Genomic DNA, 14,440 nt, shown 5'->3' with positions numbered 1-14,440 from the left:
AAAATAAGGGTCCGGACGGATACGTCCGGACCCGGTTCAAACGATATAAGCCCCTACTCCACCAGCTCGTAGGCCTTGGACGGAGCTCCGCAAACCGGGCACTTGTCCGGAGCGGATCCTTCCTCGATGTGGCCACACACGGTGCACAGATAGTAGTCCACCGCCCTCCTCTCCGAGAGGTGCTCCAGGGCTTTTTTATACAGCTCGGCGTGGACCTTCTCCACCTCGTTGGCCAGGGAAAAGCCCTTATGGGCCTTCTTCTCACCCTCCGCCTCGGCGTCGTCGATGAAGGGAGGATACATCTCGGTGTACTCGTAGGTCTCACCGGCGATGGCGTCCTTGAGGTTGGTCTCGGTGTCGCATATCTTGCCCATGTTGCGATAGTGCATCTTGGCGTGAAGCGTCTCCGCGGCGGCGGCGGCCCTGAAAAGCTTGGCAACGGAGGAGAATCCTTCCTTATCGGCCACCTCGGAGTAGAAGAGATACTTTCTGTTGGCCTGGGACTCGCCGGAAAATGCCTCGGCCAGGTTTGCCATAGTTTTTTCGCCCATGATCAATTCCCCCTTGAAAAGGTTTATATACCCTCTCGGGGGTATTATATCATGTGGACTACCTCCGAGAAAATCGGTGTCTCCGCCAGTTCAGGGGATTGTCGCCGTAGGGGATAGACCACCTATCGCACAGGTCCCTCACGCAGAGAAGATGGATCACAGGAACCCCGCCACGGAGAAAACGGGAGAGCAGCCCCTCCGAGGGCATCGATTCGAAGGGCTTCGACGTCGTCCCGCCGGGGAAGGAAGCCGACTGGTCCGAGTCTCCAAACGTCACGGAGGCCCCTCCGACCCCTACGAAACATCCTACTTCGCCGCCGGATGCCTCGTCGTAAAGGTCCATCCTGACCTCGACGCTCTCATCGAGGGACTCCTCGCAGATGAACCTCTCCTCAGATCCAAGTCTAAAGGCCTCGTCCAAGGTCAGATCGCGCCACTCCGGAAACAGAGGAGCGTCGTATCTGTCGTCGTCTCCTCCAAGGGAGAACCCCAAAAGCTCGAAATCCAAAGAGCCTCTGTCCTCCAGGAGCTTGACCATGTCCACAACGTTGAAGCCGACCTGGTTGGCCCCGTACATCGACGACCCCAGAGAGCAGATCAGAAGGGGACGGAGCCCCATGGCGTCGCAGGCGGACAGCACCGCCACCAGCAACCCCGGAAAAGAGCCGCTGGCCCCTATCGCCACGGAGTCACCTCTCTTCAACCCCATACGGCGAAACTCGCCGACCAGAGCCGCGGCGAAAAGGGGGTTTGCCGAGGCTATCTTGTCCTCCAGATGGCCCAGGGTGGTCGTGAGAGGGGTAAACTCCTCTCCTATCACTCCGATCCCGTATGGATCCAGGTCGGGAGACGCCACTATCCCCAAGGCCTCTCTCTCGGACTTCAGGATCCTCAGGGAGTTCTCCATCGTTACCGAGGCGGCGATACCTTCGTCGTATCCCCATGAAAACGACCTCGGCAGGAGCGTGCTTCCCATAAGGAAACAGCATAACAGGACGCTACGAGAAAGGCCCCCCTTGAGGGGGGCCTTCAATAGATCGATCACGGCAGAGCTATCTCTCGAGGGGTCCGTAACCGATGAAGTCGTTCCACCACTGGGGATAGCCGGTGGTCTTGAAGTTCCTGTAGCCCAGAGCGTAGTTGCCGAGAAGGTGATCGCCCAGCTTCAGCCAGGTACGGTTCCAGTCCACTGCCCTGTCGTAGGCGAAGCGGGTCAGCTGGTCGATGGCCTGGTTCTTCTTGCCCTGTCTCCAGAGTTTAGCCGCGTCCTTCTGTACCGCGTAGGTCTCGGTAAACTGCTCCCTCATCTTGGGATCCCTGAGGGCGTAGATCTCCTCGATGGCCTCGCAGTAGCGAAGGGTGGCCATCTCCTGGACGTAGCTGTTGACCCACCAACCGGAGTCGCGGCGGAAGTCCTCGAAACGGGATCCGACCTCGTAGAACTCGGGAAGATTCCTCATGATCGGCCAAAGAGGGGTAAGGTAGGTAGTGTCGGGAGCGCCGTATCCGAACCAGCTGATTCCCTTGATCGGGGCGGGAAGCTTGGGATCAACCTCTCCGATGTGGACGTAGCAGGTTCTGTGCATGTTGATGGATCTCTCCCAGTCCCCCTCGCCCTTGTTGGCGATCCTGATGGGGTTGCCCCAGGGTCCGGCGGCAGGTCCCTCGGTGAGGTCGTAATCGGTACCCTCGTAATAATCTCCCTTGATCTTGAAGATGTCCCAGGTGGAGAGCTTCTTGTCGGGCTTCACGAAGAGAGGGTAGTTATGCTCCTTAGGGCTCTGCTTCAGAGAGGGAGCTACCAGTTCCTGAGCCCTCCAGACTCTCCTGGTGGAGTAGAGTCTGTCGTGATGGGGAGCGTAGACCTGGGCGGGACTGAAACTCTTCCAGTTCACGTTTCCCTTGATCCAGCCCTTGTTGACGCCGTAGGAGACGATATTGGGAGAATGCATGACGTTCTCCTTGTCGGTCAGGTCGATATCCCTGAGCCTGGCCCTGTTGGCGGACACGAAGAACATGTCGTCGGGCATGCGAACTGCGCACCACAGATCGCGGCCGTAGAACTCGGCGATCCAGACCTCGTCTCCGTCGGTAACGTTGATGGTCTCTCCGCTCCCGGCCCAGCCGAATTCCTCGACCAGGTCGCCCATGATCTTGACTGCCTCACGGGCGGTAGCGGCCCGCTCCAGGGCTATGTCCTGAGCCAGCCAACAGTCGATGATACCGTCGCTGTCCTTTACCAGGTCCTTCTTGATCTCCTCGTTATCGGTTCCGAAGGTGGACTCGCCCATGGCGACGCCCATCTCGTTCATGAAGGAGTAACGACTCTTGAAGTAACGATAGGTATGGCTGGCCTGGGGCATCTCCCCCATAACATCGCCGGGCTCGTAACCGTGATCGTTCATTATCAGCTTGCGAACCGATCCTTCCGGCCAATCCTTCTCCTCTATGATCCATAGTTTGAAGTTGGCACTGGTGGAATCGTCGTTATGGGTGATGATGGAAGTTCCGTTTACGGTGGCGTCCTTGCCGACTGCGACCACCGTACAGGCCGAGGCGACCAAAGCCATGGCCATTACCAGGCATAGCGCAACAGCAAGGGATGCCAGTTTCTTGTTCCTCATCGCTCACACTCCTTTGTATAAATCCGGTTATCTCTGCAAAAACTACAGCCCTCTAGCCGCTATTTTAGCTTTCTCGACGGACCACCTCCGTTCATCCCGATTTTTAGAAACTCAGTTCCAGAAGACCCTGGTGCTGTGGGCCTTGGCCGGATCGTGGAGATAATGGCCTATGCCGTTCTCCATGAGCCCGTCGAACTCGGGCCATTGAAGCTGTATTTCCTTTTCGGGGAAGAAATCGTTCATCTGACGGACCAGCTCGGCTATGGAGGACAGATGCCGCCCGACACGATATTTCATGGGACCGCCGAACTCTATATCGTACTCGGGAACGCAGTACAACAGGCCGTGCTCCGAGGCGGTCTGAAGGAACTCGTCCTTGCCCTCCATCATTAGCTCCTCGGTTATCTTACCGGCCACCCGATCTATGAAGGGCTCCATGGTCTCCATCAGGACCGCCAGGACCCCCTCGTATCCCTGCTCGGGAACGGGGGAGAAGTCTCCGACCTCCCTGTGAGATAGCCCTCTCAGGCTCTTGGGACTGGCCTCGCACTTCATCGGAAAGGTGGTGGCGCTGAGATCCATAGCCGCCATCATGGCAACGTCCAGAGCCCTGTCGTGGGCCACGTAGGTGCTAACCACCGGATACATCAACGACGCCTCGTGGGTATCGCAGTACAGGTCTGCCTTTTCCTTCCTTATCAGCTCCATGACGGCGTAGGCCAGCTGTTCCGTAAGGTTACCGTCGGGACGACCGGGATATGTCCTGTTGAGGTTCCTGGCGTCGGTGTACGCCAGGTTCTGCTTGGACGGATAGTGGACGTAGGTGAAGGGATCGGGCCACTGGTCCAGAGGATCGGTGGATCGATCTCCTATACGGTAGGCCCTGGGGCCGTGTTCGGTCTGCACGTGCAGAAACTTGGGATAGGCGTTGCCCAGCATGCCTACCTTGGAAGCGCTCAGGTTGGTGTGAGGAATTATGAACACCCTTCCCTTGGAGACGGAGATGTTCTCCATAGCCACATAGGCCGCCAGCATGGTGGCAGGTTCGTAGGGATGGGTCCCGCCTAAAAAGACCAGGGTCCCTCCTGGCACGCCCGAGTCGAACAGGTAGACAGGCGTGTCCACTCCCGTTCCCTTTATGCCCTCGAAATAATCGCTGAGCATCACCTTCTCGGTGAAGGCATCCGACACGACCACGGGTTCTTTGAAGTTTCGAAGCTCCATAAACTCCTTGGCGCCCAGAAAAGCGATAACCGCAACTATAGCCAGCACCGCTAGCTTTCTCTTTACCCCTGGGATCTCTCTTCTCTTCATCAAAACCACCTTACTTTATGTGAAGAACCCTGAGGACGAAGGGTATAAGGGTATAGGCATACACCACATCGTATATCAGGCTAGTCCTGGTCTTCCTGAAGAAGAGGTTCCTTAGAAGCAGGAGTCCGAAAAAGGCGACTATAACGTAGTAGATCTGATGGATAACCTGGTTCAGCACCGTCGTCATGATCTTCTCCTCCTCACCGGATCACTAAAAACTTGAACGCGTTGGCGTTGATCAACATGAACAACGCGACCAGCCCCATGAACAGGGCCGGGACGAAAATCCCCTTGAGGAAGGACATATAGCTGCCCTCGTAGCCCGACACCTCTATGGCAACCCTGCCGGATATCCTAGAGGGAGGAAGACAATCTCCAATAGGAAACATCAGGCTCAGAGCCGTCGCCACTATGGTCACGTTGAACCCGACGGAGTTGAAGAGGAATATCATGGGAGTTCCCAGTATTATGGCGCTTCCGTAGCTAAGCGACCCCTGGGCCATCGGAAGCACGAAAAGGGCCGTCAGATATATGAAGATGGTCGGAAGGGTAACGAAGGTTATGGCTATAAGCCCTCTTACCCCGGTCGCGGTCATTATATTGACCAGCACCCCTACGCTGATGACAGTGGCCAACAGGGGGAAGACCTGCTCCATCGTCTCCAGAACGGTATCTCCCCATTCTCCGACTGAACGCTTGATCGGAGAACAAAGCACGGCCACCCCCGCGGAGATGAGAAAGTTGAGAGGCAGTCCGACGGTGGGAACGCTGAAGGCCATGTACTTGGACAGAAGGACTATCACCAAAAAGGTGAGCATCGGAGCCAGTATACGGAACCAGTTCATGCCTTCCGGAGGAACCGGTAGCTCCTCCAGGATCTTCTCCTTGGGCTCGGGCTCTCCTCCTCTGAGAAGATAGACCACGGTGAAGACGGTTATAACAAAGATGGGGGCCAGAAGGGGAACGGAGAACCCCACGTAGGGCATGTTCGCCTGGGCGGCCATCAACATGGCCCAGAGGTTTATGGGAGGAGCCACAGCGGCCAACATGGAGGTCACGTATATGAAGGCGGTGGTCCTGACCGACGTGATTCCCATATAGCGAAGGACCGTGGCGATCATTCCTCCTACGACGAACATCGACACGCTTCCCGCACCGGTGAGAGCACCGGGGATCAGCATTATCACGGCCAATATGGAGAAAAGCATCCACTTGCGATGGTAGAAACGATCCACCATCTTGCGAACCAGGGCGTTCATGGCCCCTGTAGCGGAGTACATGTTGATGAAGACCGAGGCCGTGATGAATATTAGCCCCACGTCGAAATAGGTGAAGGTTCCCTCCACTAGAAGCCTGACGGGAAACCACAGCCGTCCCGCCAGGGCTCCGGCTATAGCTGTGATTACCATGGAGATCTCCGGCGATTTGAGCTTCCAGCTGCAAAGGGTGAAGACCACCGCCATCACCGCCAGGACCATGGAAGTCTCGGCGTACATAGACAAAATCGACTTCCCCCCTGGCTACTTCGAGTACATATCCTTGACCACGTTCATAAAGTCGATGGTCTCGTCTATGATGGTCAGGGGAGCTCCGTTGGCCTTGGCCAACTCGGTGAAACGTCCGTCCGAGTTGCTGTCGTTCTTGACTATGAAGCCCTGGGCGTAGGGGGCTATGGCGTCGATGGAACGCTCGTCGGCGCTGCCGGGCTTTCCTCTCCTGGCCTTACCCTCTATGTGGGCCGCTATGACCTGGATTCCCTCTTTCTTACAGGCCTCCATTATGGCTCCAAGCCTGTCGATCTCGTCGTCGATGGTGATACCAGAGGCGCCGAGCCCCTTGGCGGACGAACCTATCACAACGAGAACGGTCTTATAGCCACCGGACAGAATGTCCTCCGGCGTGGGCTCGGCGTTGTAGGTAATGTCCTTCACAGCCTTGGACCGGCTGACTAGAAGCCGCCCCATCTTGCCTCCCGGTCCCTGCCCGGCGTTGGTGATCAGAAGGGGCTCATCGCCCTTCAAAGGCGCGTCGCCGGTGACCGCCGCCATGGCGGAACCGACGAAAAGCGAAAACAACGAAACGAGAACAGCTAGTACTACGGCGTTTCTTCTCATAAAAACCAACCTCCCCAAAAGGATAAACGAAAAAATTTCTATCGCTATATCTGTTTAGATTATCCCTTTTCACCCTGCGGGGTCAACGATACACATCTGTTTTTTCAGAACAAAAAGCAGGCAAATGACGCCAACTGACAGCAACAGACACAAAAAACAAAAATCAGAGGGACCTCTATGAAAAAAGGAATCCCTCTGATTTCATGGTCTAGCCTATTAAGTTATATTTTGTTCCTAAGAGTTTCGCCTTCGTGGGAAAATCTTGAGAAGAACAGGACCGCTCCGAGATAGACCGCCACCCCCGCCAGAGATAGAAAGATAGACCGTCTCCCGACGTTACCTCTTACAGGCTCGGAGTCGAATGGGACCCCCTCCGCCAGGGCCAGTTCTCTCAGGTTGAGGAGATGGATGACGGTATAGCCCCCCTTCAGAGACCTGCCTATGACCCCGTCTCCTCCCTGGGCTCCGGGCTTGGAGATGCCGGGAGGAAGGGAAAGAACCGCAGGATCGTCTCCCATATTGGCACTTGATCCGCCTATGGAGATCACCACCTCGGGCCTTACCCGACCGATGAAATCCATCTTCCAGTCTACGACCTCTTCCTTGGAGGACGAGGACAGCACGGGAACTCCTGCCTCTCTGGCGGAGGACGTCATTATGTCTACCCCCTCGGGGGAGATACCCGATCCCACCTCGCCGCCCCCCCCCAGGGTATAGCAGTAGGCTCTCGTGCTGAGGAATCCTCTTTTTCTGAGCTCCTTCGCCATGGTGGGCCAAGGGGCCTTGGGATCGTTGCATCCCCAGGTGGAGGATCCCAGAGAGACCACCAGATGCACGTCCAGGTCGTAGAACTCCGACGCCATCAGCATGTTCAACAGCAAGCCGGGGAAGGAGGAAGAGGACATTATCACCACCGAATCCCCCGCCGAAAGCCCAAGAGATCGAAACCATCGAAGAAAGACGACGGCCCAATCGGGATGACAGGCGGTCCTCTTGGAAGGGAGGCTGCCGAGGGTAGTCGACAGAGGGCTCCACTCCAGGCCTATGAGCCCCAGGTTCCATGGATCGTCGGAGATGGAAGGGAAGGACCCGATGGACCGCCGCCAGTCGGCCACCGACGTCGCCGCCTCTCTCACGCCGGACCAGAGCCGCTCCTCCTCCATCGAAAGCCCGTCGCCTCCGACGAGATATATCAAGGCCATGACCCCTGTAAGCATCAGCAGAGACAGTACGCGACGACGGGAGCGTCTTCTGAGTCTGTCCCTGTAGTCTCCAAGATCGAAGGTCACGACAGATAACCCCCTATCGCAGACACCACGGAGAAGGCCATGGATGTGGCGAAGGCGGCGGAGAAGGAGGATGTCAGGGTCGCAAGAGGTCCTTGCCTCTGAAAATCGGCTGCCATCAACCCAGGAACCGCCCACCCCAACCACAGGGCTCCCGGATCGGAAAAACCTCCCAGGATCATCTTTACCAGAAGGGCCACCGCCATGGAGAGGGCGATTCTCTGTCGACCGTAGACGACGAAGACCCTGGAGAGACCCTCCATGACGGTCCAGACGACGAAGGCCGCCGCCAGGGCCCATAGTATCCTAACCGGGCTCCCCAGAGACATGGCCAGGACTCCGGGAGTTATAACCCCGCCGCAGGAGAGTCCGGTCCTCTCGTAGAAGTACATGCCTAGCAGGATCCCGATCAACAGGAGCCAAAGAGAGCTTTCCATCAAGACATCCTCTCCAGAATAATTTTGGCGTCCAGTGGCAGGCCGTGGACGACGTTGCCGCATCCGAAGACCAATCCCGCCCGGGACACCAGGGCTATAAGGTCCTCCGGCCTGTCGAGACCGACATAACGGGCTCCTCCACTTCGAAAAAAAGGCCTGTCCCCTATCACTATGCGGTCCCTCCAGCTCTCTTTCTCGATCCAGGGAGCGAACACCCTGAGACGGTTGCCCCTGTCCCTTCGATGGTTGAAGAGTACCGTTACGTCCTCCCTCCTCCATCCCAGAGAGGAGAAAAGCGACTCGGTCGACACCACGTCGTTGGCGGAAAAGGCGAAGGCCAGTTTTCCCCCTCCCGCGTCCAGCACGGTGAAGTCGGCCAGATCGGGAGGAAGAGATTTTATCCCCTCCGTCACCTCCGGACCCTCTACCCCCGAAAGACGACAGGCCTCCAGAGCCAAGGCTTCGTTGGAGACCCGATAAGAACGCGGCTCCGGAAACTCCGAAACCACGGTTGTCATGCAGCCCTTATCCTTCAACAAGGCCCGAACGAGAGGCCTATCCGCATCCGACCCCAAAAGGACCCTGCCTCCTAGAATCCCCTTACAGAGGGCGACGGAGGCGGAATCCTCTTCGCCTCCCCAGGCGTCCTGATGATCCGGTCTGACGTTTGTCAAGACGGTCAAGGTCGGATCGAGCCATAGGGAGGCGAGGTGCTGAAGGTCGGGAGATACGGCGCTGTTCTCCATAACCACCGCCTCGGCGTCCGACGGCATAGAGTTTATCCACCATTCCATCTCTCCGACGTGAGCTCCGGAAGATCTATATATGGGCAGCTCCCCTTGAGGCGTAAGCGTCCTAGGTACCACTCCCGTTATCCTGCCGTAGGCCTCGATCCCACCGGACACCAGGGCCCTGTGGATAAGGCGAACGACCGAGCTCTTGCCCCGGCTTCCGGTAACCAATATCCTTATGTTCACTCTATCAGTCCTTAATCTTGTCGTATATGTCGGCGAAAACGCCGTGATGTATCCTGAATATCTCCAGTATGGCGGGATCGAAGTGCTCCGGCATGACCCGGCCGTCACCGTGCAATATGATATCCCAGGTTTTCTCATGGGAGAAGGCGGACTTGTAACCCCTCTCGCCCCTCAGGGCGTCGTATATATCGGCCAAGGCCACTATCCTGCCACAGAGGGGGATATCCCCGCCCTTCATACCTCTAGGATACCCCGATCCGTCCCATTTTTCGTGATGGGTCGTGGCTATCTGTCTAGCCATCTCCAGCCATTCGGAATCGCCGAGTATATCGACGGCGTAATCGGGATGACGGCGCATCTCGTCGAACTCCTCGTCGGTCAGAGGCCCCGGCTTGGACAGTATTCCGTGGGGAACCTTAAGCTTGCCTATATCGTGGAGCTGGCTGTATATCCTGAGGTCCTCCACGTATTCGGAGGACATACCGAGATGTTCCGCCACCAGGGCCGAATATTCTCCGACCCTTATGAGATGGCTCCCCGTCTCCTCGTGATAGCTCTCGGTAAGGGTCTGCATCCTGGTGGCAAGATAGTGAAATGAGCTTCGGACCTCCCGAACCAGTTCGTGTGCCTGAAAGATTCCTCCCAGAGGCAACACGAACCTCTCCAGTACCTCCACAATGGCCCGACCGTCGCCCTTACCACTCCGTATCAATACGACGAACCCCGCCAAGCGTCCCATAAAACGGACCGGAGCGTATATCCTGGTTCTGCCCGATTCGAAGGAGACCTCCGGATCCTCCTGATCGACGAAGCGAGACATCAGATCCATCATCGAGTCCTCCGACATATCGGTTGGGACGACTCCCTCGTGTCCCCAGAGGAAGGGGCTGCCCTCTACAATGGCGATCAGCCCGGCGAACTCGCAGGAAAAACACTTTTTAAGGTTGGAGACCATCACTGTGGCGGTCGCATCCAACGAGGCGGAGGATACCACACCTCGGGACAGGTTCATCAGGTCGGCGAGGTTGTTGTTGAGATGGGTCAATTCGTCGTTGTTCTCTCTCAACTCAAGCTCCATGGCTGTGGCCTCTTCGTAAAGGGATCCCAGGCTCTCGCTCTGTTCGGTTATGACGTCCATCATCCTCTCGAAAGCCCCCAGAAGCCTTCTGTATTCCTCGAAGGGAGCGTCGTCGACTCTGAAGCTCTCCAGCGAGGAGACCATCATAGGCATGGCCTCCAGCGGATTCTCGGCGGAGCCTATGTCGTCGGCCATGTTGGACAGGTTTCTCGCCGACCTGAGAAAAACCTCCGTTATGGCATATAAAGTTCTCCCGAAAAAAAGCAAAAGAGGAATCATAGCGCCAAAGAGCACCGCAGCCCAGACGATAGAGGTCTTCGTGGCCTGGATCAACACCGCCGACTTAGGATAGACCAGCACGAGGTGAAGTCCCATACCCATGTTGACCGACAGAGACCTCAGGGTCGTCCCTCCCCACAGGCCCTCCCCGGCCCTGGGAGTGACGAGAAAGACCGGTAGCATGCCCCCTACCGTGGAGATGTCCTTTCCCCAGGAGGCCAGAACCATGCCGTCGTCGTTCACCAGCAGAAGGGAACCGTCGGTCTCCCTCTTTCCCATGAATCCGGAGAAAAAGGTCCTGCTCTCGAAACCGGCCACCAACCATCGGTCGTTTTTCCTGACGGACAGCACCAGCCTGGGAGAGGCGGGAAGAGACAGGTGGGAGCTGGGGGTCCATCTTCCACTCAGCAGGCGGGGCGGGAAGGTCTGCCCCAGCAGAGCCTGGCCTCGGAGAACCTCGAGGATGGTCCCGTCATCGGCGCAGAGCACCAACTCGCTGACCTTCATGGCGTCCAGGGTAGGTCCGTCCACGTCCTCGATGTCCAGGGCCTTCAAAAAAACCTCCGTCGTGAGGAAACGTTCGTCCAGGTTGCCAGCGGCGTCTCCCAGGAAACGCTCTCCCTCCACGTGATAGTCCGAGGACAGCCTGAGGAAGGAGAAGAAAAAGACCGAGACGGAGACCAGGACTATAACCACGAATCCCAGCAGGACGAAACGACGCCTGATAGAGGCGAGACTGACGGGCTTCAAGGCGTCACCTCCCTGTAGGATCCCTCTTCGAACAGGAAGAACCGATTCTTCGAGAAAACGTCTCCGTAAACGTCGGTATCGAAGGTCCATCCGAGAGACTCGACGGACCTGGGGTTCGATAGGGCATCCCTCAAATCCGAGCCGGAAGCCCTTGGATCTTCGTTAAAAGCCAGAGAGAGAAGAGCCATGGCTCCATAGGTATATCTGACGGAGGCCCCGAGCTTCATAGAGGTCAGGCTTCTCCAGTAGGAATAGAAGCCGCCCTCTCCGAAATCGGTAGGATCGTAGACCTCGGAGAAATAAAATTTTATCCCGTCCATATCCTCGATATGCCCGACGCTCTCGAAAAGGCTCCAACGGGACAGGAAAAGAGCCGCATCGGGCCACCTTGCTCGGACGAAATCCATCACCCAATAGGAGACGGCAGGTTCCGCATAGACCAACACCCCGTCGGGAGGGGCCGATTCGACGAAATCCAAGTTATGGCAATCATCGGGAAAACGAAAGACGCCGACTATGGACGCAGAGATCCTGGAGATTATCGCCTTGGACGACGCCTCTGCATAGGCGGGATTGTCGCCGGACCAGAAGACGGCCAGCCTCTTAACCCCCAACCTCTCGATAAGTCGGGCCATCTGCTCCGTCTCGTAGGAAAAGTCCTCCCTCGTGCGGAAGAACCAGTCGTCCATGCCGGACAGGACCGGGGTGGAGGCTATGGTCGACAACACCGGGACCTTCAAGCCTCCGTTTGCCACCTCCGCAGCGGCGATGGCCTCCTGTGAAAATGGAAAACCCACTATTACCCTGACACCATGGGACTTCAGATATTCCATCGCCTCCTTCGGATCGTCTCTATACTCCCTGGAGAGGACCTCGTAGCGAAAACTCCCCTTCCTCGAGTTATGCCAATCTGCGTAAGCCTTGACGGAGGCCAGCATCTTGGCCTCCGGTATCATGGCGTAAGGCGCCACGTTGTAGGCCACCCCTACCCGGACCACCGGATGGAGGTAGCAGTAGACGAACCAGAAAAAGACCGCCGACGTCAAAAAAAAGACAACGGCCGAGGTCACCCTCCTTCTCACCGTCGATCACCCTCTTTCCTCTCTCCGGCTCCCCTCTTGAACGGGAAGGAGACCTCGAACGACATCCCCCGATCGGACGAGACGACCAGCTCCCCCCCTATCTGCTTTACCAGACCTCTGACGACGGTAAGACCCAGGCTGTCCTCTTTATCCAGATTGTCGCAGCCGACGCCGTCGTCGGAGACGACCAAAGACACATCTCCGTTCTCGGATCCGAAGTCGACCTTTACCGTTCCACTCTCCCTGCCCTGGAAAGCGTGTTTGTAGGAGTTGGTGACCAGCTCGTTAACTATCAGACCGCAGGGTATGGCCACGTCGACGTGGAGCCTGGTATCGTCCGCATCGACATCCAGGGAGATATCCCGGCCGTCTCCGTAGGTGGTGGAGATGGTCCCGGTCAGCTCCTCAAGATAGTCGGCAAACCTTATATCGGAGAACTGAGCGTTTCTGTAAAGAAGCTCGTGAACGTAAGCCATGGCCAGGATCCTGCTTCGGCTTTCAAGAAAAGCGCTCTCCACCGTGGGGTCGTTCGTCCTGGACGCCTGTAGGCTCATCAGGCTCGAAACCACCTGAAGGTTATTCTTGACCCTGTGATGGACCTCCTGCAACAGGATATCCTTATCGTGCAGGGACGACTTCAACTCTCTGTCCGCTATGACGAAATCGGTCCGATCCTCCACCATGGCCAATAAAATCGAAGGAGCACCTTCTTCGTCCGTTATGGGCACCCTGGTGACTCGGAAGAAACGGGCGGTCAAACCGTCGGGCCCAGCGACATCGAGGGAAAGATCGGTCACCACCGGTCTCCCCGTCTCGAAGGCCTTACGGTCGTCCCGCACCATGATTTCGGCCAGTTCCGACGGGAATATATCTTCCTCCGTCATGCCCAGGGCCTCCTCGGCGGGGATCGCTAATATATGAGAGAGCTTCGCATTCCAGATGACGTAGACCCCCCCTACAGACAGGTCCTTTGCCAAGATCCCAACCGGCAGGTTATCGACTAGCGTGGATAGAAAGACACCCTGGGAGAGAAGCTGTTCCTCCACCATCCTCTGTGAGGAGATGTCCCTTATGATTCCCAAGACGGAGATGACCTTGCTGTCGTCTGGCCCCCTCTCGGGCAAAAGGCGAACCTCCACCGTGCCTCCCTCGAGCAGGGGAACCTCCATGACCTCTTGGTCTCCCTTTTGAAACACCCTCATAAGATTTTCCCTCGAAAGGGCGATACAGAGGTTCGAGAGCCCCGACTCCTCCGGGGTCCGTCCCAGCGCCTCTCCCGGATCCGCCCCCAGCAGGGACCGAACGGCACCGGAGATGGAGCGGAAACGCCCGTCCGAGCCTATCCTGAAGACCATGTCGGGCAACCCCTCCGCCAGAGATCGGAACTCCCTCTCGCTGGCCTCTATCCTCCTCGTGGCGGCTCGGATCTCCTCGGTTCTCCTGCGTACCTGCTCCTCCAGATACTCGGCCTCCTGCATCAGAGACTCCTGGGCTATCTTCAACTTGAGATGGGCCTTCACCCTGAGCAGAAGCTCCTGAGAGAAAAAGGGTTTTACCACGTAGTCGACCGCCCCCAGGGAGAGCCCTTTTATCCTGCTCTCCATGTCGTTCATGGAGGAAACGAACATAACAGGAATATGTCTCAGACCTTGATCCGATTTTAGAACCCTACAGACGTCGAAACCGGACATACCGGGCATCTGAACGTCCATCAGAAACAGATCAGGGGCCTCCCGTTCCGCAAGAGCCAGACAGGACGGACCGTCCAGAGCGACCGAGACCCGACATATAGGCGACAGAAGCTCCACCATCAGGTCCAGAAACGCCCTGGAATCGTCTACTACCATGACAAGACTCTGAGAGATGTCCTTCATCGGATCTCCTCCAAAGGGGAATTGGTCATTAGATTATAGAGGATACCGCTAGGGATAACAAAGAAGGGGATGGG

Annotated in this window: 13 protein-coding genes; all 13 read right to left on the bottom strand. The window is 57.0% G+C overall.

Annotated features, from left to right (window positions below; translation table 11 throughout):
- Positions 1-53: 53 nt before the first annotated feature.
- On the bottom strand, positions 54-551 hold the full coding sequence (locus tag L2W58_RS07355; protein ID WP_236102703.1) for a rubrerythrin family protein: 498 nt from the start codon (positions 549-551) through the stop codon (positions 54-56).
- Positions 552-609: 58 nt separating this feature from the next.
- Positions 610-1,596 carry a poly-gamma-glutamate system protein gene (gene pgsW / locus L2W58_RS07350; protein ID WP_338033078.1) on the bottom strand — a complete coding sequence of 329 codons (987 nt, stop codon included), beginning with the start codon at positions 1,594-1,596 and terminating at the stop codon, positions 610-612.
- Between the two features lie 7 nt (positions 1,597-1,603).
- On the bottom strand, positions 1,604-3,175 hold the full coding sequence (locus tag L2W58_RS07345; RefSeq protein WP_236102701.1) for a dipeptidase: 1,572 nt from the start codon (positions 3,173-3,175) through the stop codon (positions 1,604-1,606).
- Positions 3,176-3,286: 111 nt separating this feature from the next.
- On the bottom strand, positions 3,287-4,489 hold the full coding sequence (locus L2W58_RS07340) for a M14 family metallopeptidase (RefSeq protein ID WP_236102700.1): 1,203 nt from the start codon (positions 4,487-4,489) through the stop codon (positions 3,287-3,289).
- Positions 4,490-4,499: 10 nt separating this feature from the next.
- Complete coding sequence (locus L2W58_RS07335) at positions 4,500-4,676, bottom strand: hypothetical protein (protein WP_005659511.1); 177 nt, start codon at positions 4,674-4,676, stop codon at positions 4,500-4,502.
- Between the two features lie 13 nt (positions 4,677-4,689).
- On the bottom strand, positions 4,690-5,985 hold the full coding sequence (locus L2W58_RS07330; RefSeq protein WP_236102699.1) for a transporter permease: 1,296 nt from the start codon (positions 5,983-5,985) through the stop codon (positions 4,690-4,692).
- Between the two features lie 24 nt (positions 5,986-6,009).
- Positions 6,010-6,603, bottom strand: coding sequence for a DUF6305 family protein (locus tag L2W58_RS07325; protein WP_236102698.1), 594 nt, complete (start codon positions 6,601-6,603; stop codon positions 6,010-6,012).
- Between the two features lie 221 nt (positions 6,604-6,824).
- Positions 6,825-7,892 carry a poly-gamma-glutamate system protein gene (gene pgsW / locus L2W58_RS07320; protein WP_236102697.1) on the bottom strand — a complete coding sequence of 356 codons (1,068 nt, stop codon included), beginning with the start codon at positions 7,890-7,892 and terminating at the stop codon, positions 6,825-6,827.
- Positions 7,889-8,326, bottom strand: a complete 438-nt coding sequence (locus L2W58_RS07315; protein WP_236102696.1) for a poly-gamma-glutamate biosynthesis protein PgsC/CapC — start codon at positions 8,324-8,326, stop codon at positions 7,889-7,891. The genes pgsW (L2W58_RS07320) and L2W58_RS07315 overlap by 4 nt, the downstream gene beginning before the upstream one ends.
- Positions 8,326-9,303: a Mur ligase family protein gene (locus L2W58_RS07310; RefSeq protein WP_236102695.1), complete on the bottom strand. Its 978-nt coding sequence runs from the start codon at positions 9,301-9,303 to the stop codon at positions 8,326-8,328. The genes L2W58_RS07315 and L2W58_RS07310 overlap by 1 nt, the downstream gene beginning before the upstream one ends.
- 4 nt (positions 9,304-9,307) lie before the next feature.
- Positions 9,308-11,410: an HD-GYP domain-containing protein gene (locus L2W58_RS07305; RefSeq protein ID WP_236102694.1), complete on the bottom strand. Its 2,103-nt coding sequence runs from the start codon at positions 11,408-11,410 to the stop codon at positions 9,308-9,310.
- Positions 11,407-12,480, bottom strand: coding sequence for an ABC transporter substrate-binding protein (locus L2W58_RS07300; protein ID WP_236102693.1), 1,074 nt, complete (start codon positions 12,478-12,480; stop codon positions 11,407-11,409). The genes L2W58_RS07305 and L2W58_RS07300 overlap by 4 nt, the downstream gene beginning before the upstream one ends.
- Positions 12,481-12,488: 8 nt before the next feature.
- Positions 12,489-14,366, bottom strand: coding sequence for a histidine kinase dimerization/phosphoacceptor domain -containing protein (locus L2W58_RS07295; protein WP_236102692.1), 1,878 nt, complete (start codon positions 14,364-14,366; stop codon positions 12,489-12,491).
- Positions 14,367-14,440: the final 74 nt, after the last annotated feature.

The organism is Dethiosulfovibrio faecalis (assembly GCF_021568795.1).
Taxonomy (GTDB): Bacteria; Synergistota; Synergistia; order Synergistales; family Dethiosulfovibrionaceae; genus Dethiosulfovibrio; species Dethiosulfovibrio faecalis.
This window is presented reverse-complemented; position numbering and strand designations above follow the sequence as displayed.